The sequence below is a fragment of the Terrabacter sp. BE26 genome (assembly GCF_041941675.1).
GTDB lineage: Bacteria > Actinomycetota > Actinomycetes > Actinomycetales > Dermatophilaceae > Terrabacter.
Genome location: NZ_CP090122.1, coordinates 390,111 through 407,821, shown reverse-complemented (window position 1 = coordinate 407,821; position 17,711 = coordinate 390,111). Strand labels below are relative to the sequence as shown.

The following is a 17,711-nucleotide window of genomic DNA, read 5'->3' as shown; positions in this document are numbered from 1 at the left end:
ATCGCCACCCCCCTCGGGCAGGATGGCCGCGTGCGTCGTGACATCGCCGAGCAGTTCGAGCTCGACCCGGCCCTCACCCACCTCAACCACGGAGCGTTCGGAGCCGTACCGCGTACGGTGCGGGCGGCCCAGGACCGCGCGCGGGCTCGCATCGAAGGAGCGCCCATGCGTGCCTTCCGGGACGAGCTGCCGGTCCGGCTCGCGCAGGCGCGAGAGGCGGCCGCGGCGTTCCTCGGGCTGCCGCCCGAGTCGACGGCCCTGGTGCGCAACGTGACCGAGGCGGTCGGCGTGGTGGCACAGGGCCTCGGCCTCGGACCCGGTGATGACGTCGTCGTCAGCAGCCACGGCTACCTGACCGCGGGGTGGTCCGTCGAGGTCCGTGGTGCCCGGCTGCGCACCGCCGCCTTCGACGTCGATGCCGAGCCCGACGACGTCGTGGCCGCCTTCGCCGCCGCCGTCACCGACCGGACACGCCTGGTCGTCATCGACCAGATCACCTCGCCGACGGCGCTCGTGCTGCCCGTCGCCGCGGTGGCGGCGGCCGTGGCGCCCGTACCCGTCCTCGTCGACGCGGCCCACGTGCCCGGCTCCCTGCCCGGGGTGGACGTCGAGTCCCTCGGCGTCGCCTTCTGGTCCGGCAACCTGCACAAGTGGGCGTACGCGCCCCGCGCCGCAGCGGCGCTGTGGGCAGCGCCGGAGCACCGCGAGTCGCTGCGCCCGCTCGTCACGTCGTGGAGCCACGGGCTCGGCTACCCGGAGCGCTTCGACCTGCAGGGCACCGTCGACCACTCGGCGTGGCTCGCCGTCCCCGCGGGCATCGCCGCGTGGGAGGCGCTGGGCGGCTGGGAGCAGGTCGAGCGGAACGCCGAGCTGCTCGTCCACGGGGCGGAGGCGGTGCGCTCCGCGCTGGGCACGCCCGACCCGCGCGGCGGCATACCCTCGGCTCCGTGCCTGCGGCTGGTGGCCCTCCCGGAAGGCGTGGCCACCACCACCGACTCGGCCGACGCGCTGTGGCAGCAACTCTACCAGGCGGGCTTCGTCGTGCCGCCCGTCGCCTTCGGCGGGCGTGGCTACCTGCGGCTGGCGGCGGCTCCCTACAACGACGAGGACGACTACGCGCGGCTGGCCGCCGCCCTGCGACGGCTCCTCGAGGGCTGACGGCCTCCCAGACCCTTCGCCCCCTCGATGCGGCCGATGTCCCGGGGATGTGGAAAGATCGACCGACCGCCGGAACGCTGCCCACGAGGAGGCCCTGCGCCATGACCGATGCCCAAGCGACCCCCTTCCGCCGGGTCCTTCTCAAGCTCTCCGGCGAGGTCTTCGGCGGTGGCCGCATCGGCCTCGACCCGGCCGTCGTCTCCGGCATCGCCAAGCAGATCGCCGCGGCCGTGCACCAGGGCGTCGAGGTGGCCGTGGTCATCGGCGGCGGCAACTTCTTCCGCGGCGCCGAGCTGCAGCAGCGGGGGATGGACCGCACCCGCGCCGACTACATGGGCATGCTCGGCACCGTCATGAACTGCCTGGCGCTGCAGGACTTCCTCGAGAAGGAGGAGGTCGAGACGCGCGTGCAGTCCGCGATCGCGATGCAGCAGGTCGCCGAGCCCTACATCCCGCGCCGCGCGATCCGCCACCTCGAGAAGCACCGCGTCGTCATCTTCGGGGCCGGGGCCGGGATGCCCTTCTTCTCCACCGACACGGTCAGCGCCCAGCGCGCGCTCGAGATCAAGTGCGACGCGGTCCTCATCGCCAAGAACGGTGTCGACGGCGTCTACGACTCCGACCCGCGCACCAACCCCGAGGCCCGGAAGCTCGACACGCTCACCTTCAACGACGCCCTCGCCGAGGGCCTCAAGGTCGTCGACGCGGCGGCCTTCAGCCTCTGCATGGAGAACAAGCTGCCCATGGTGGTCTTCGGCATGGAGGGCGCGGGAAACATCACGCGCGCCCTGCTCGGTGAGAAGATCGGCACGCTGGTCAGCAACGCCTGATCCCGGCCGCTGCGCCTGGTCACCAGACCCACACGAAGGGCGCCGCACACCACGCACGACGAGCACGTACGAGCACGAACGAGGGACGAGGAAACCGAAGAGACATGATCGAAGAGACGATGTTCGAGGCCGAGGAGAAGATGGACAAGGCCGTCGAGGTCCTCAAGGAGGACTTCGCGGGCATCCGCACCGGCCGCGCCAACCCGGGGCTGTTCAACAAGCTCACCGTCGAGTACTACGGCGCGCCGACCCCGCTGCAGCAGCTGGCCTCGTTCCAGAACCCCGAGCCGCGCACCATCCTCGTCATCCCGTTCGACAAGTCGGCGATGCACGCCATCGAGCGCGCCATCCGCGACTCCGACCTCGGCGTCAACCCGAGCAGCGACGGCAACCAGATCCGGTGCGTCATGCCGGAGCTGACCGAGGAGCGCCGCCGGGAGTACATCAAGCTGGCGAACCACAAGGCCGAGGAGGCGCGCGTCTCTGTGCGCAACATCCGTCGCAAGGCCAAGACCGACCTCGACAAGCTCGTCAAGGACGGCGAGGTCGGCGAGGACGACGGCACGCGCGCGGAGAAGGAGCTCGACGGGCTGACCAAGAAGCACACCGACCTCGTGGACGCCCTCGTCAAGGCCAAGGAGACCGAGCTGCTCGAGGTGTGACCTCGGTGCTCGACCCCACAATGACGACCGACCAGCCGTCGGAACCCGTGGATCCGACGCGCGCGCCGGCTCCGTCCACCGGCCGCGGTGACGGCGGCCGCGACCTGCCGAGCGAGCGCGAGGACGACTCTGCCGGTGCGCCCGGGCCGCTCGAGCCGGTGCCCTACGACCCCAGGCTCGACGAGCTGGCGGGTCTGCCGCCCGGGGCCGTCCTCGAGAAGAAGCAGAGCCGTGCCGGGCGCAACCTGCCGGCCGCGATCGCCGTCGGGCTCGGCCTCGGCGTCCTCATCGTCGCGACTCTGCTCATCCGCAAGGAGTCGTTCCTGCCCCTCGTCACCATCGCGGTGGGCATCGGCATCTGGGAGCTGCGGGCAGCCCTGCGGCACGCAGCTGTCGAGGCGCCCCTGGTGCCCCCGCTGATCGGGCTCGTCGGGATGGTGTGGGCCGCCTACGTCCACGGTCCCGCCGGCCTGGTCGTCGCCTGGGCCCTGACCGCCCTGGCCGTCGTGCTCTGGCGCGGCGCAGGGCGCCTCGAGGGCGCCGGACGCGACGCGCTCGGCGGCATCTTCGTCTCCACCTACCCGACCTTCCTCGTCGGCTTCGCGATCCTGCTGCTCGCGCCACCCGACGGGGTGGGCCGGATGTTCGTCTTCCTCATCACCACGGTCTGCAGCGACGTCGGGGGGTATGCCGCGGGCGTCCTCTTCGGCAAGCACCCCATGGCGCCCTCGATCAGCCCGAAGAAGTCGTGGGAGGGCTTCGCCGGTTCCGTGCTGCTGTGCGTCGTGGCGGGCTCCCTGACCGTCCACCTGCTGCTCGACCGCGCGTGGGTGATCGGCCTGGCCCTCGGGGTCGGCGTCGCCATCGCCGCGACCGTGGGCGACCTGATGGAGTCGCTCATCAAGCGCGACCTCGGCATCAAGGACATGTCCAACGTCCTCCCCGGGCACGGCGGCGTCATGGACCGCCTCGACTCGCTCGTCGTCGTGGCACCGATCGTCTGGGCGGTGCTCACCCTGCTCGCCGCCAAGCCGGCCTGAACCCGTCACGTGACGACGCCCCCGTTCGGGCAGACCGGCCGCGTGGCTCTCGTCACCGGCGCGGGCAGCCGTGAGGGCATCGGCTTCGCCACCGCGCGGCTGCTGGGGCGGTTGGGCGCGGCGGTCGTGCTCGGCGCGACGACGCACCGGGTCGAGGAGCGAGTGGTCGAGCTCGAGGACGAAGGCATCGCCGCCGCCTGCCACGTCGCGGACCTCACCCACGAGTCGGAGGCCCGGGCGCTCGTCGAGGCCTGCCTGGGCCGCCATGGACGACTCGACGTCGTCGTCAACAACGCCGGCATGACCAGCGCCGCCGACCCCGACACGCACGGCGGGGACCTGGAGGCCACCGATGCGGACCGCTGGCGCCGCTCGCTGGGACGCAACCTCGACACGGCATACCTCGTCAGCCGGGCGGCGCTGCCGCACCTGCGCGCCTCGGGCGCGGGCCGGCTGGTGCTCGTCAGCAGTGTGACCGGCGGGGTGATGGCCATGCGGGGCGAGGTGGCCTACGCCACCGCCAAGGCAGGGATGCTCGGCCTGGCCCGGGCGCTCGCCGTCGACGAGGGGCCGCACGGGACCACGGTCAACGCCGTCGCGCCCGGCTGGGTCGCGACGGGCTCCCAACCCCCGGACGAGGCACAGGAGGGGCGCGCCACCCCGGTCGGCCGCTCCGGCACACCGGACGAGGTGGCGGCGGCCGTCGCCTTCCTCGCCAGCCGGGAGGCGTCCTACGTGACGGGCCAGGTCCTCGTCGTCGACGGGGGCAACGCGGTGGCCGAGCAGCGGGCTCGTCGGTGAGGGGGCCGTTTTGACTCGGCCTGAGACACTGGAGGGGAGATGACTGACACTTCCGCCCCCGCACCCGAGCCGGCACCCGTCGCGCTGCCCGAGCCGACGACCACCCGCCCCCAGCCGGGCCAGCTGACCTTCACGGCCCCCCGGCGCGGCAAGCCCCCGCGCCACCTCGCCGACTTCACGCCGGCCGAGCGCAAGGCGGCCGTCGAGTCGCTCGGCCACAAGGGCTTCCGGGCCAAGCAGCTCTCGACGCACTACTTCGAGCGGCTCGAGGACGACCCGGAGCAGATGACCGACCTGCCGAAGGGAGTCCGTTCCGACCTCGCCGCCGACCTGCTCCCGACGCTGCTGACGCCCATCGTCGAGCGGGTGGCCGACGATGGCCAGACGATGAAGTATGCGTGGCGCCTGCACGACGGTGCCATCGTCGAGTCGGTGCTCATGCGCTACCCGAACCGGGTGACGATCTGCATCTCCAGCCAGGCCGGCTGCGGCATGAACTGCCCGTTCTGCGCGACCGGCCAGGCGGGCCTGACCCGCAACCTCTCGGCGGCCGAGATCGTCGAGCAGGTCGTGTGGGCGGCTCGCGCGCTGCGCCGAGGCGAGCTCGCGGGCGGCGGGGACGAGGACCGCGAGGCGCCCCTGCGGGTCAGCAACGTCGTCTTCATGGGGATGGGTGAAGCGCTCGCCAACTACAAGTCCTCCATCGGCGCCATCCGTCGCCTCACCGATCCCGCCCCCGACGGACTGGGCATGTCGGCGCGCGGCATCACCATGTCGACGGTCGGCCTGGTGCCCGGCATCGACAAGCTGACGGCCGAGGGGATCCCGGTGACGCTGGCCCTGTCGCTGCACGCCCCCGACGACGAGCTGCGCAACGAGCTCGTGCCGATCAACACCCGGTGGTCCGTCGACGAGGCGCTCGACGCGGCGTACCGCTACTACGAGGCCACCGGACGACGGGTCTCGATCGAGTACGCCCTGATCCGCGACATCAACGACCAGGGCTGGCGCGCAGACCTGCTCGGGGAGAAGCTCGCCCGCCGCGGCCGCGGCAAGGGGTGGGTGCACGTGAACCCGATCCCGCTCAACCCGACGCCCGGCTCGAAGTGGACGGCGTCGCGCCCCGGCGTCGAGCAGAACTTCGTGGAGCGGCTGCGCGCGCACGGAATCCCGACGACCATCCGCGACACCCGCGGCCAGGACATCGACGGGGCCTGCGGCCAACTCGCTGCCGCCACCGCCTGACGTCGCTAGGCTGGCGAGCAGAGGCAGTGCCCCGCCGCGGGCGCTGGTGAGGGCACCGGGCCGGGCGCGGGGAGTGGTCGCCAGGAGGTGCACCCATGATCCAGGCCCGTGTCGAGCAGGTCGAGCCCGTCGCTCCGGCCACGTCGTTCGAGTTCGGTGTCGGCGTCCCCGGACGGTCGCTGAAGGAGAACGAGCACCGGCTGCCGCTGCATCCTCGGCACTTCGACCGCATCCCGCCGGCCCTGCGCGAGGGCATCTTCGTCGAGCACGGCTACGGCGAGCGCTTCGGCGTGGCCGATGACGAGCTCGAGCGCTACGTGGGCGGATTCCGCAGCCGGGCGGAGCTGGTGCAGGGCTGCGACGTCATCCTCGCGCCCAAGCCGCTGCTCGCCGACATCGCCGGCCTCCGGGTCGGGCAGGTCCTCTGGGGCTGGCCGCACTGCGTGCAGGACACGCAGCTGACGCAGGTCGCCATCGACCGACAGCTCACGCTGATCGCGTTCGAGGCGATGAACCACTGGAACCGGGACGGCTCCTTCAGCCTGCACGTCTTCCACAGGAACAACGAGCTGGCCGGCTACTGCTCGGTGCTGCACGCGCTGCAGGTCGCCGGCATCACCGGCGCCTACGGCCCGCACCGGCGTGCCGTGGTCATCGGGTTCGGTGCAACGGCCCGGGGCGCGGTGACGGCCCTGAACGCGCTGGGCATCGGCGAGGTGGACGTGCTGACCCACCGGCAGCGCGCGGCGGTCGCGGCGCCCATCCACTCGGCCAGCATCGTCCACTTCGACACCGACGGCAGCCCCGCCCGGGTCAGCCACGCCGACACGCAGCACGGACCCGTGGTGCTCGGGGAGTTCCTCGCCGGTCACGACATCGTGGTCAACTGCGTGCTCCAGGACACCGACGCGCCACTGCTCTTCATGACCGAGGACGACCTCAAGCGGATGGCTCCGGGCAGCATCATCATCGACGTGTCCTGCGACGAGGGGATGGGCTTCAGCTGGGCCCGACCCACCAGCTTCGTCGAGCCGACGTTCATGGTGGGCGAGCACGTGCTCTACTACGCCGTCGACCACAGTCCCTCCTACCTCTGGGATGCCGCGACCTGGGAGATCAGCGAGGCGCTCCTGCCGTTCCTGCCCACCGTCATGGGCGGCCCCGCAGCCTGGGACCGGTCGCCGACGATCCGGCGCGCCATCGAGATCCGGGCTGGAGTGGTGCAGAACCCGGCCATCCTGTCGTTCCAAGGTCGCTCGCCCCAGCACCCGCACCTGCCGATCGCCACCTGACGGAAGGTCTCTCGCCTCAGGGCAGTTCCGGCCGGAAGGTGCGACGGTACGCCAGCGGGGAGAGCCCGACGGCAAGGGACAGGTGCTGGCGCAGTGACGCGCTCGTGCCGAAGCCCGCCGCGGAAGCGACCCGTTCGACAGGCAGGTCGGTCGTCTCGAGCAGGTGGCGGGCACGGTCGACGCGAGCGCGAGCGAGCCAGGAGCCCGCCGTCTCGCCCGTCTCCTCCCGGAATCGTCGGGTGAAGGAGCGCACGCTGGTCCCGGCGTGACGAGCCATGTCGCTCAGGGCGATCGCCTCGTCGAGGTGCTCCAGCACCCAGGCCCGGGTCGGACCGGTGCCGGTGTCCGTCTCGGCGGGCACCGGGCGGTCGATGAACTGGGCCTGACCGCCGGCGCGCCACGGGGCCACGACGGCGCCGCGAGCGACCCGGTTGGCCGCCTCGGTACCGAGGTCCGACCGCAGCACGTGGAGGAGCAGATCGATGCCGGCCGCGTTACCGGCCGAGGTGAGGACGTCGCCGTGGTCCACGTAGAGCACGTCGGGATTGAGCTGCACCTCGGGGAAGTGCCGCCGGAACGCGTCGGCGTGGCACCAGTGCGTCGTGGCCTCTCGTCCGTCGAGCTTCCCGAGGGCTGCAAGGACGAAGGCGCCGGTGCAGATCGACAGCCAGCGGGCATCCGGACGCGCCGTTGCGGCGAGGGCACACAGCTCGTCGGGCAGCCTCCCGGTCCGGACGATGTCACCGCCCAGTCCGGGCACGACGACCGTGTCCGCGCGGGCGAGCTCGGTGTTCGGGTGGGTCGGCAGGACGGCATACCCCGCAGAGGTCGTGACTGGCCCGTCGTCGAGCGTCACCAGGTGCACGTCGTAGGGGGCGGGCGCCCCGGTGGCCGGTCCGGGCCAGCCGGGGTCGAGCGCACTCGCGCACAGGAAGCGGTGGGGCAGACCGATCTCGAAGGCGATGGCCGTGTCGAGGGCCAGCACCACGACACGGTGGGGACGGCCGGCCTCGTGGTTCATGGCCAGATCCTTGCACATCATGTCCGTCTGGCCACTCGTTCGCCGGTGTGCCCATGCCGCAGGATTGGCCCGTGAGCCTTACGGATCGACACTCCGCCGCCGACGAGACCGTGCCCGGCGGACCGCTGCCCTCCACCCCACGACACCGCCTCCATCCCGCGTGGTGGGTTGCTGGCGTCACGTTCCTGACGATCATCGGGGCGGCCGGCTTCCGGTCGACCCCGGGCGTCCTCATGACGCCGCTGCACGACGAGTTCGGCTGGCCCATGGGCGTCATCGGGGGTGCCGTATCGGTCAACCTCGTGCTCTTCGGGCTCGCCGCGCCCTTCTCGGCAGCACTCATGGAACGCCTCGGCATCCAACGTGTCATCGCCGTGGCGCTCGTCCTCGTCAGTGTCGGGTCGCTGCTGCCGATCTGGATGACGCAGTCCTGGCAGCTCGTCCTGTGCTGGGGCATCGTCGTCGGGATGGGCACCGGCGCCATGTCGATGGGGCTGGTGGCGACGGTGACAGGACGGTGGTTCGTCGAACGGCGCGGGCTCGTGACCGGCATCCTCACTGCCGCAGGTGCCACCGGACAGCTGGTCTTCCTGCCCTTCCTCGCCTGGCTCGCCGCGCACCACGGGTGGCGCAGCGCGGCCGTCGCCACGTCCGCCGCTGCGCTGAGCGTCGTCCCGCTCGTGCTCTGGAAGCTGCACGACCACCCGAGTGTGCTCGGCGTCACGGCCTACGGCGCGCCGGCCGGCACGCCCGTGACGCGTCCACCGCGGCCGACGGGCCACCCCGCCCGCCTAGCGGTCGACACGCTGCGCCACGCCGCCCGGACCCGGGTGTTCTGGCTGCTGGCCGGCAGCTTCGCCGTGTGCGGCGCGTCGACCAACGGCCTCGTCGGCACCCACTTCATCCCCGCCGCGCACGACCACGGCATGCCGACGACGACGGCGGCCGGCCTGCTCGCGCTCGTCGGCGTCTTCGACGTCGTCGGCACGATCTTCTCGGGGTGGCTGACCGACCGGGTCGACCCGCGGGTCCTGCTCGCGGCCTACTACACGTTCCGCGGTGGGTCGCTCTTCCTGCTGCCGTCCCTGTTCAGCGACTCGATGCACGTCAACATGCTCGCCTTCGTCCTCTTCTACGGCCTCGACTGGGTCGCGACGGTGCCCCCGACGATCGCCCTGTGCCGCAGCGCCTACGGCGAGCGGGCACCGATCGTCTTCGGCTGGGTCTTCGCCTCGCACCAGCTCGGGGCAGCCGGCGCGGCACTGGGAGCCGGCCTCGTGCGTGACCACCTCGGCGCCTACACCCTCGCCTGGTACGCCGCGGGCGCGCTCTGTCTCGCTGCCGCGGCGATGTGCGTCGCGATCACGACCGCGCGTCTGTCAGATGCGTCACCTCGGAGCACGGGCTCTGGCGCGGAGGCCCACCCGGCGGCACAGTGAGCCCATGAGCGACGGCGCTGCGACGGCATACCACAGCATCTACGAGGGCATCTACGAGGCGAGCCTGCGCGACCCCGAGGGGTTCTGGCGCAGCGCGGCGGAGGCGATCGACTGGGTGACGCCGCCGCACAGGATCCTCGACGACTCGCGACCGCCGTTCTACCGGTGGTACCCCGATGCCGAGCTCAACGTCTGCTACAACGCCCTCGACCGCCACGTCCTCGCCGGCCGGGGAGAGCAGGCGGCGATCCACTACGACTCGCCGGTCACCGGGACGAAGGCGACGCTGACGTATGCCGAGCTGCTCGACCGTGTGTCGCGCTTCGCAGGTGCCCTCGAGGGACTGGGTGTCGAGAAGGGCGACCGTGTCGTCATCTACATGCCGATGGTGCCGGAGGCGGTCGTGGCCATGCTCGCGTGCGCGCGCCTCGGCGCCGTGCACTCCGTCGTCTTCGGCGGGTTCGCCCCCCAGGAGCTCGCCGCACGCATCGAGGACGCCGAACCCAAGGTCGTCGTCTCCGCGAGCTGCGGGGTCGAGCCGTCCCGCGTCGTCGAGTACAAGCCGATGCTCGACGAGGCCCTCCGGCGCAGCAGCCACAAGCCGGAGTCGGTCATCGTCCTGCAGCGCGAGCAGTCTCCGGCGGCGGTGGGTGAGCGCGACACCGACTGGGAGGAGATGACCTGGGACGAGGTCTACGCCGACGCGCCCCCGGCGGACTGCGTCACGGTCGCGGCCACCGACCCGCTCTACATCCTCTACACCTCGGGAACGACCGGGAAGCCGAAGGGGATCTACCGCGACAGTGGTGGCTACGCCGTCGCCCTGCGCTGGTCGATGGCCAACCTCTACGACGTCGCACCGGGCGAGACGATGTTCACGGCGAGTGACGTCGGCTGGGTCGTCGGCCACTCCTACATCGTCTACGCCCCGCTGCTGACGGGGGCGACCACCGTTCTCTACGAGGGTAAGCCGGTCGGGACGCCGGATGCCGGCGCGTTCTGGCGGGTCATCGAGGAGTACCAGGCGGTGTGCCTCTTCACCGCGCCGACGGCCTTCCGCGCCATCAAGAAGGACGACTCGACGGCGTCCAAGGTGGCCGAGCACGACCTCTCGCGCTTCCGCGCGCTGTTCCTCGCGGGGGAGCGGCTCGACCCCGACACCTACGAGTGGGCCTCAGCGGCTCTCGGCAAGCCCGTCGTCGACAACTGGTGGCAGACCGAGACGGGATGGCCGATCGCCTGCAACCCCAAGGGGATCGAGCTCCTCCCGATCAAGCCGGGCTCACCGACCGTCGCCGTGCCCGGCTACGACGTGCGGGTGCTCGACGGCAGCGGTGAGCCGGTCGCGCCGGGCGTCGAGGGCGCGATCTGCATCAAGCTGCCGATGCCGCCCGGCACGCTGCCGACGCTCTGGCGCGACGACGACCGCTACGTCAGCTCCTACCTGTCGGCCTATCCCGGCTACTACCTCACCGGTGACGGCGGCTACATCGACGACGACGGCTACCTCTACGTGATGGGGCGCACCGACGACGTGCTCAACGTCGCCGGTCACCGCCTGTCGACGGGGTCGCTCGAGGCGGCGCTCGCCGGCCACGAGGCGGTCGCCGAGTGCGCGGTGATCGGGGTGCGCGACGACGTCAAGGGCCAGGTGCCGCGTGCGCTGGTCGTGCTCAAGTCGGGCATCGACGCCGACGGCGACGGCGACCGCATCAAGCGCGAGCTCGTCGCGAGGGTGCGTTCCGAGGTGGGTCCGGTCGCCGCCCTGCACCAGGTCGACATCGTCGCGGCGCTGCCCAAGACGCGCTCGGGCAAGATCCTGCGCAAGACGATGCGCGAGCTGGCCGACGGCCACTCGCCGGCGGTGCCCGCGACGATCGAGGACCCCGCGGTGCTGGAGACGCTGACCCCGGTCCTGCGCCCCGCCCCCACCGCCTGACCGACTCCGCGGCCGGCGCCATGGCGCACTTCCGAGAGAGGTTCTGGCCCGGGATCGCCCTGAAAGCGCGCCACGGCGCGCTTGCGGTGCGCGGGGGGATCAGCCAGCAGGTTGGGAAAGCAGGGAAAGGACGTCCTCGATGGAGTCGACGAGGTGGACTGCCTCGGCCATCGGGCGTCCCACGGCGATCGCCGTGAGGGCCGGCCACACCGGCACCCGCTCGGTCCAGTGCTCCCGTCCGACCAGCACGAGCGGCGGCAGCGGCGCCTCCGCCTCGGCGTAGAAGAGGGGCGTCACGGCCTGGAAGATCTCCTGCACGGTGCCGGCAGCACCCTCGAGCACGACGATGCCGGCGTTGGACCGGGCCAGCAGGCCCTCCTCGCGGATCGCGTTGGAGAAGTACTTGGCGATGACGTCACAGAAGACGTTGGGCGGCTCGTGGCCGTAGAACCAGGTGGGGATGCCCAGGGAGCGCGCGCTCGGTCCCAGCGTCTCCGACGGCGCCTGGGGTTCGTCCCCGACGATGGCGCATCGGGCTGCCAGGGCGGTCCTGGCCCAGTCGGTGATGTCCGGCCGGAAGCCCGGCACCGCGGCGATGCGCGCCAGCGCTTCCTCCAGCGACGCCGGGCTGCGGCACAGGGCCCCGAGGTTGGCGGCCTCCATGGCGCCGGGCCCGCCGCCCGTCGCGACGAGGTGCCCCTCCTCGGCGAGCCGGTGGCCGAGGCCTGCGGCGCGTGCGTATGCCGCCGAGTCCCTCTGCAGCGCGTGCCCGCCCATGATCCCGACCACCGACCGGCCGAAGACGAACTCGTCCAGCTCGTCGGTGACCGAGTCGTCGTGGATGGCGCGTACGAGGGTGCAGTACGCGTCGGTGCGCAGACGTGCGTCGAGGAACCACGCGTACGTCTTGGCGTCGCGCGTCTGCTCGTAGCCGTTCTCGAGACCCTCGTAGAGGTCGGTGGCGAAGTAGAGCCCCCGCCACGGGTCCACCGGCGCGTCGGCGATGCCGGGGAAGACGATGGCGCCGCGTGCCAGCAGCAGCTCGGCGACACCCAGGGGAACGGTGCCGCCGAGGACGACGAGGCCGGTGAGGTCGCCGTGCGCCGCCAGCTGTTCTGCGTAGCCGGTGAGGTCGAGGTCCTGCAGCCGCAGGCCACGCAGGCTCGCACCTGAGGCGAGGTGGTCGTCCAGCTCGTCGAGCGTCTCGATCTCCATGCCGTCATCCTGCCCGGCCGCCGCTGCCAGGATGCGGACCCGGGCATCGTCGCCAACCGTGCCGCTGCAAGGATCTGGCCCATGGTCGGGGTGCTGGAGGGGTTCGCGACGATCGCGGTCATCGTGGCCGTCGGCTGGGTGCTCGCCGATCGTCGCGTGCTCGACGATTCCGCCCAGGTGAACCTCTCCCGGTTGGCGTTCTACGTCGCCTCACCGGCGCTGCTGCTCACCGTCATGCAACGCACGCCGCTCGACGCGGTGCTCTCGGCCAACCTCGTGACGTCGCTGACCACCTTCGTCCTCGTCGTGGCCGTCTACGTGGTGGTCGCCCGGCTGCGTTGGCCGACAAGGTCGCTCGGCTCGCAGCTCATCGGGAGCCTCTCGGCGGCCTACGTCAACGCGGGCAACCTCGGCATCCCGATCGCGCTCTACGTCCTCGGGGACGTCGCGTGGGTGGCACCGACGCTGCTCATGCAGCTGCTGCTCATCACGCCGGTCTACATGGCGCTCTTCGACAGCGACGCGCGTGGCGAACGGGCGACGTTGGGCCGCAGCCTGGGCCGGATGTTCCGCAACCCGATCACGCTCGGCGCCGTCGCGGGCCTGCTCATCGCGGTTTTCGGCATCCACCTGCCACGCTTCGTCGCTGCCCCGATCGACCTCCTCGGGGCGATGGCCGTGCCCTCGATGCTCGTCGCGTTCGGGATCTCGCTGCGGCGTGGCCCCCGCCCGGCCACGGGCCGTTCGGCCGAGCACGTGTGGACCATCGTGGCCCTCAAGACGCTGCTGATGCCGGCCCTCGCGTTCGGCGTCGGCCTGGCGCTGGGGCTGCGGGGGCAGGCCCTGTTCGCCGTCGTCGTGACCGCGGCCCTGCCGACCGCGCAGAACATCTTCACGTATGCCGTCCGCTACCGCCGCGAGGTCAACCTCGCCCGCGACGTCATCTTCGTCAGCACCTTCGCGTCGGTGCCCGTCATCCTCGGCATCGCAGCGCTCTTCCACGGCCTCGCCGGCGTCTGAACACCCGCAGGCTCACCGCAGGTTGGCGGCCTGGTCCCGAAAGCGTCTGGTGGCGCGGCGCGCCCTCAGAAGTCGCCGAAGTCCCCACCGCCGAAGTCGCCGAAGTCCGAACTGCCGCCGTAGTCCGATCCGCCGCCGTAGTCGCCGAAGCCGGAGCCGCCGGCCACGTCGGTGCCGCCGCCGTCGACGGAGCTGTTGTCGTTGAAGCTACCCGCATCCTGCGCGCCGCCGGAGTCGCCCGAGCCGGTGTCACCGCCGGTGTCACCGCCGGTGTCACCGCCGGTGTCGCCCATCTCGTGCGCCTCGGGGGACGAGTCGAAGCCGTCGAGCATCATGTCGGCAAGGGCCGACCCCACCACGACGCCGGCGATGGACCCGAGCATGGAGCCGGCGAACATGCCGCCCATCCCCATCCCGCCCCTGCCGCCCATCCCACCGAAACGGCCGCCGCCGAAGGCGCTCTGGAGGTAACCGGGCCGGTGCATCTCGGCGCGTGTCGCGCTGCGCGCGAGGTCGGCCGGGTCGTCGCTGCGGGGGCGCTCGCCCTGCGGGAGGTCCTCGGTCAGGCGCTGCAGCACCATCTGGCGCTGCTCGGGGGAGAGCTTGCCGAACGCCTCGGTGTGCACGCGCTCGATGTCCTCCGGGTCGGCGGTGCGCAGGAGGTACTTGTAGCGGGCGATGGCGCGCTCGTCCTCGGCGGAGGCGCCGCCGCTGGGCGGCGGGACCGTGTAGGGCTGCCCGGTGGGCGGCTGCGCTGGCTGGGGGCGCTGTTGCTGAAGTGGCTCACGGCCCAGCAGCCTGTCGAGGAATCCCATGCTCGTGCTCCTTGTGCGTCGGCGTCGCAGTCATCGAACACCTACCCAAACGAACGCCGCGCCACAGCGTTCCGGAGACCGGTCTTTCCGCACTTTTCCGGGACCGCGGCCGGGACGGCCCGACGAGCCCCGCGCGGGTGCCGGAGCGGCCGGTGCTCGCCGAGTGGCAGACGGCGGGCATGATCTTCGACACACTGGGGGCCTATAGCGGGATCTGGCCGACACGGGGACGGCCCAAGCGGTGGGGAGAAGTGGCGCCGTGACGGCAAGGGTCCGGCGAGAGCGAAGGGTGGGGACATGCACAGGCGGAGGAAGCTGCTGGGGGCGCTCGCGTCGACGCTGGGCGTGGTGGGAGCGATGCTCCTGCCTCCCGGCCCGGCGTCGGCGCTGGGCAAGGTGGGTTGCGACGTGTCCGGGCAGCCGACGGTGTCGGTCGCGTCGTACGACCCGATCGTGAACCACAACGGCACCAGGTCGGCCCACGAGCACCAGCTGTTCGGGAACATCGCGTGGGTCGCCCTGCCGAACCCGAACGCGGCGAACTACGCGGACCTGGTGGGGCGGACGAACAACTGCCGGAAGGTGCTGGGGCTGCCGAACTCGGCGGACTCGGCGGGCTACTGGACACCGACGCTGCGGTACGTCTCGGGGCCGAAGGCCGGACAGCTGATACCAGCGCAGCAGTTCACGGCGTACTACCGAGCGGCGTCCGGCGACCGGTTCGGCCCGGCTCGGGCGATCCCGGCGGACACGCGACTGATCGGGACGGCATACAACTGGACGTGCGGGCAGAACTCGGGCCGGCGATCGGCGCCGGTGCAGAGCATCCCGGACTGTTCGGGCCTGCGGGGCACGCCGGGGCGGACGCTCACGGCACACATCGACTTCCCGTCGTGCTGGGACGGGGTCCTGCCGAGCCACTCGTCGAGTCAGTACGGTGACACGAGGGACAACGCGCACTACGCGTACCGGGTGGGCCGCTCGTGCCCGGCGGGGTTCCCGATCGGTGTGACCGAGCTGCGGGAGACGGTGCAGTTCCCGTACGTGGGGAAGGGCAACGACGTGGCGCTGTCGTCGGACGCCGCCATGGGCACGAGCGACGGTCGGTCGATGCACGCCGACTTCTGGCAGACCTGGTCGCCCAAGGACTTCGAGACCTTCGTACAGACGTGCGTCGTGGACCACCGGGCCTACTCGAGGGCGGCGTGCCAGCCCTGATCCGGTGCCGACGTGCCCGACCGGCACGGGGTGGGACGGTGACACGCCCCTGGATCCGCGGATCAGGGGCGTGTCACTGGGCCGTGCGTCAGGTCAGAGGTGGTTCTCGGCCTCGACGAGGACCGAGCGCAGGCGCGACTCGATGTCGTCGAACTGCTCGGGTCCCATGATCAGCGGCGGCGCGAGCTGGATGACCGGGTCGCCGCGGTCGTCGGCGCGGCAGTAGAGCCCGGCGTCGAAGAGCGCCTTGGAGAGGAAGCCGCGCAGCAGCCGCTCGGACTCGGCGTCGTCGAAGGTCTCGCGGGTGGCCTTGTCCTTGACGAGCTCGATGCCGTAGAAGTAGCCGGCGCCGCGCACGTCACCGACGAGCGGCAGGTCGAGCAGCTTGTCGAGGGTCGCCTTGAAGACCGGGGCGTTGGTCTTGACGCGGTCGTTGAGGCCCTCGCGCTCGAAGATGTCGAGGTTGGCCATGGCGACGGCGGCGGAGACCGGGTGGCCACCGAAGGTGTACCCGTGCGGGAAGTAGGTGGTCCCGTGCTTGAACGGCTCGAAGAGACGGTCGCTCGCGATCATCGCCCCGATGGGGGAGTAGCCGCTGGTCATGCCCTTGGCGCAGGTGATGATGTCGGGGACGTAGCCGAAGTCGTCGCACGCAAACATCGAACCGATGCGCCCGAAGGAGCAGATGACCTCGTCGGAGACCAGGAGCACGTCGTACTCGTCGCAGATCTCGCGGACCCGCTCGAAGTAGCCGGCAGGCGGCGGGAAGCAGCCGCCGGAGTTCTGCACCGGCTCGAGGAAGACGGCGGCCACCGTGTCGGGCCCCTCGAACTCGATCGCCTCCGCGATGCGGTCGGCAGCCCACCGCCCGAAGGCCTTCTCGTCGTCGCGCAGGTGCTCGGGGGCGCGGTACATGTTGGTGTTGGGCACCTTGTGCGCACCCGGCACCAGCGGCTCGAACATCTCCTTGGCCGCGGGGATGCCGGTGATCGACAGGGCTCCCTGCGGGGTGCCGTGGTAGGCGACGGCGCGGGAGATGACCTTGTGCTTGGTCGGCTTGCCGGTCAGCTTGTAGTACTGCTTGGCCAGCTTCCAGGCGGTCTCGACAGCCTCGCCGCCGCCGGTGGTGAAGAAGACGCGGTTGAGGTCGGCGGGGGCGTAGGCCGCGAGGCGCTCGGCCAGCTCGATGGCCCTGGGGTGGGCGTAGCTCCAGAGCGGGAAGAAGGCGAGCTCCTTGGCCTGCTTGGCCGCTGCCTCCGCCAGCTCCTCGCGGCCGTGGCCGGCCTGGACGACGAAGAGTCCGGCGAGCCCGTCGATGTACTCGTTGCCGCGGTCGTCCCAGATCTTCCAGCCCTGGCCCCTGGTGATGATGGGGACGGAGTGGCCAAGGCCCCCCGCCTCCTTCTCCTCGAACACCGAGTGGCGCGTGAAGTGCATCCACAGGTGGTCCCGGGCCGCTTCGGAGTGGAGGGCGCCCGTGGGCGTCCTCGTGTCGGAGCTGGGTTCCCAGATCTGGTTCGGGTTGATGCTCATCGTGTACCCCAGTTGTAGAGCTGTTTGTTGAGTTTCAGGTAGACGAACGTCTCGGTGGCCGTGACCCCCGGGAGGGCCCGGATGCGGCTCGTGAGCAGCTCGAGCAGGTGGTTGTCGTCCTCGCAGACGACCTCCGCGAGCACGTCGAAGCTGCCTGCCGTCGTGACGACGTAGGCCACCTCGTCCATGGCTGACAGGGCGTCCGCGACCGGTGTGATGTCACCGGACACGCGCAGGCCGACCATCGCCTGGCGCTGGAAACCCACCTGCAGCGGGTCCGTCACCGCGACGATCTGCATGACGTCGGCGTCGAGGAGTCGCTGCACGCGCTGGCGCACGGCGGCCTCCGACAGTCCCACCTGCTGCGCGATGGACGCGTAGGACTTGCGGCCGTCGTGCTGGAGGAGCTCGATGATGGTCTTGCTGACCTCGTCCAGGTTGACCGAGGGTTTCCTGTGCCCGTCACTCCCGTTGTTCGCAACG

16 protein-coding genes are annotated in these 17,711 nt (G+C 71.4%); 11 read left to right on the top strand and 5 right to left on the bottom strand.

Annotated elements, in window-relative coordinates; genetic code table 11:
- The first annotated feature begins 30 nt into the window (after nucleotides 1–30).
- From LQK93_RS01915 to LQK93_RS01885, 7 genes are all read left to right on the top strand, one after another.
- Nucleotides 31–1,158: an aminotransferase class V-fold PLP-dependent enzyme gene (locus LQK93_RS01915; RefSeq protein ID WP_374969895.1), complete on the top strand. Its 1,128-nt coding sequence runs from the start codon at nucleotides 31–33 to the stop codon at nucleotides 1,156–1,158.
- A 101-nt stretch (nucleotides 1,159–1,259) separates the two neighbouring features.
- Complete coding sequence (pyrH, locus tag LQK93_RS01910) at nucleotides 1,260–1,988, top strand: UMP kinase (RefSeq protein ID WP_374969894.1); 729 nt, start codon at nucleotides 1,260–1,262, stop codon at nucleotides 1,986–1,988.
- Between the two features lie 104 nt (nucleotides 1,989–2,092).
- The gene (gene frr, locus LQK93_RS01905; RefSeq protein WP_374969893.1) at nucleotides 2,093–2,650 is read left to right on the top strand and encodes a ribosome recycling factor; all 558 of its coding nucleotides are present in this window, start codon (nucleotides 2,093–2,095) and stop codon (nucleotides 2,648–2,650) included.
- Between the two features lie 5 nt (nucleotides 2,651–2,655).
- Entirely contained in the window at nucleotides 2,656–3,690 is a 1,035-nt protein-coding gene (locus LQK93_RS01900; protein ID WP_374969892.1) for a phosphatidate cytidylyltransferase, read from the top strand.
- A gap of 9 nt (nucleotides 3,691–3,699) precedes the next feature.
- A complete protein-coding gene (locus tag LQK93_RS01895) occupies nucleotides 3,700–4,491 on the top strand; it encodes an SDR family NAD(P)-dependent oxidoreductase (protein WP_374969891.1) in 792 nt (263 codons plus the stop codon).
- 39 nt (nucleotides 4,492–4,530) lie between these two features.
- Nucleotides 4,531–5,736 (top strand): 23S rRNA (adenine(2503)-C(2))-methyltransferase RlmN, encoded by a 1,206-nt coding sequence (rlmN, locus tag LQK93_RS01890; RefSeq protein ID WP_374969890.1) that lies wholly within the window; start codon nucleotides 4,531–4,533, stop codon nucleotides 5,734–5,736.
- Between the two features lie 95 nt (nucleotides 5,737–5,831).
- Entirely contained in the window at nucleotides 5,832–7,028 is a 1,197-nt protein-coding gene (locus LQK93_RS01885; RefSeq protein ID WP_374969889.1) for a N(5)-(carboxyethyl)ornithine synthase, read from the top strand.
- 16 nt (nucleotides 7,029–7,044) lie between these two features.
- On the opposite strand, the gene LQK93_RS01880 is transcribed toward LQK93_RS01885, so the two are convergent.
- Nucleotides 7,045–8,049, bottom strand: a complete 1,005-nt coding sequence (locus tag LQK93_RS01880) for a GlxA family transcriptional regulator (RefSeq protein WP_374969888.1) — start codon at nucleotides 8,047–8,049, stop codon at nucleotides 7,045–7,047.
- 71 nt (nucleotides 8,050–8,120) lie between these two features.
- Here LQK93_RS01880 and LQK93_RS01875 point away from each other — a divergent pair, with 71 nt between their 5' ends.
- Both LQK93_RS01875 and LQK93_RS01870 read left to right on the top strand, forming a co-directional pair.
- Nucleotides 8,121–9,488: an MFS transporter gene (locus LQK93_RS01875; RefSeq protein WP_374969887.1), complete on the top strand. Its 1,368-nt coding sequence runs from the start codon at nucleotides 8,121–8,123 to the stop codon at nucleotides 9,486–9,488.
- A gap of 4 nt (nucleotides 9,489–9,492) precedes the next feature.
- Nucleotides 9,493–11,427, top strand: a complete 1,935-nt coding sequence (locus LQK93_RS01870) for an acetate--CoA ligase (RefSeq protein ID WP_374969886.1) — start codon at nucleotides 9,493–9,495, stop codon at nucleotides 11,425–11,427.
- 99 nt (nucleotides 11,428–11,526) lie between these two features.
- Here the strand turns inward: LQK93_RS01870 and LQK93_RS01865 are convergent, their stop codons facing one another.
- A complete protein-coding gene (locus LQK93_RS01865; RefSeq protein ID WP_374969885.1) occupies nucleotides 11,527–12,642 on the bottom strand; it encodes an LOG family protein in 1,116 nt (371 codons plus the stop codon).
- 81 nt (nucleotides 12,643–12,723) lie between these two features.
- On the opposite strand from LQK93_RS01865, the gene LQK93_RS01860 reads away from it, so the two are divergent.
- Nucleotides 12,724–13,662 (top strand): AEC family transporter, encoded by a 939-nt coding sequence (locus tag LQK93_RS01860; protein ID WP_374969884.1) that lies wholly within the window; start codon nucleotides 12,724–12,726, stop codon nucleotides 13,660–13,662.
- A 65-nt stretch (nucleotides 13,663–13,727) separates the two neighbouring features.
- Here the strand turns inward: LQK93_RS01860 and LQK93_RS01855 are convergent, their stop codons facing one another.
- Nucleotides 13,728–14,477, bottom strand: coding sequence for a hypothetical protein (locus LQK93_RS01855; RefSeq protein ID WP_374969883.1), 750 nt, complete (start codon nucleotides 14,475–14,477; stop codon nucleotides 13,728–13,730).
- A 297-nt stretch (nucleotides 14,478–14,774) separates the two neighbouring features.
- On the opposite strand from LQK93_RS01855, the gene LQK93_RS01850 reads away from it, so the two are divergent.
- Entirely contained in the window at nucleotides 14,775–15,695 is a 921-nt protein-coding gene (locus LQK93_RS01850; RefSeq protein WP_374969882.1) for a DUF1996 domain-containing protein, read from the top strand.
- A gap of 93 nt (nucleotides 15,696–15,788) precedes the next feature.
- Here the strand turns inward: LQK93_RS01850 and LQK93_RS01845 are convergent, their stop codons facing one another.
- Nucleotides 15,789–17,228 (bottom strand): aspartate aminotransferase family protein, encoded by a 1,440-nt coding sequence (locus LQK93_RS01845; protein ID WP_374969881.1) that lies wholly within the window; start codon nucleotides 17,226–17,228, stop codon nucleotides 15,789–15,791.
- The gene (locus LQK93_RS01840; protein WP_374971432.1) at nucleotides 17,225–17,665 is read right to left on the bottom strand and encodes an Lrp/AsnC family transcriptional regulator; all 441 of its coding nucleotides are present in this window, start codon (nucleotides 17,663–17,665) and stop codon (nucleotides 17,225–17,227) included. The genes LQK93_RS01845 and LQK93_RS01840 overlap by 4 nt, the downstream gene beginning before the upstream one ends.
- Nucleotides 17,666–17,711 lie beyond the last annotated feature (46 nt).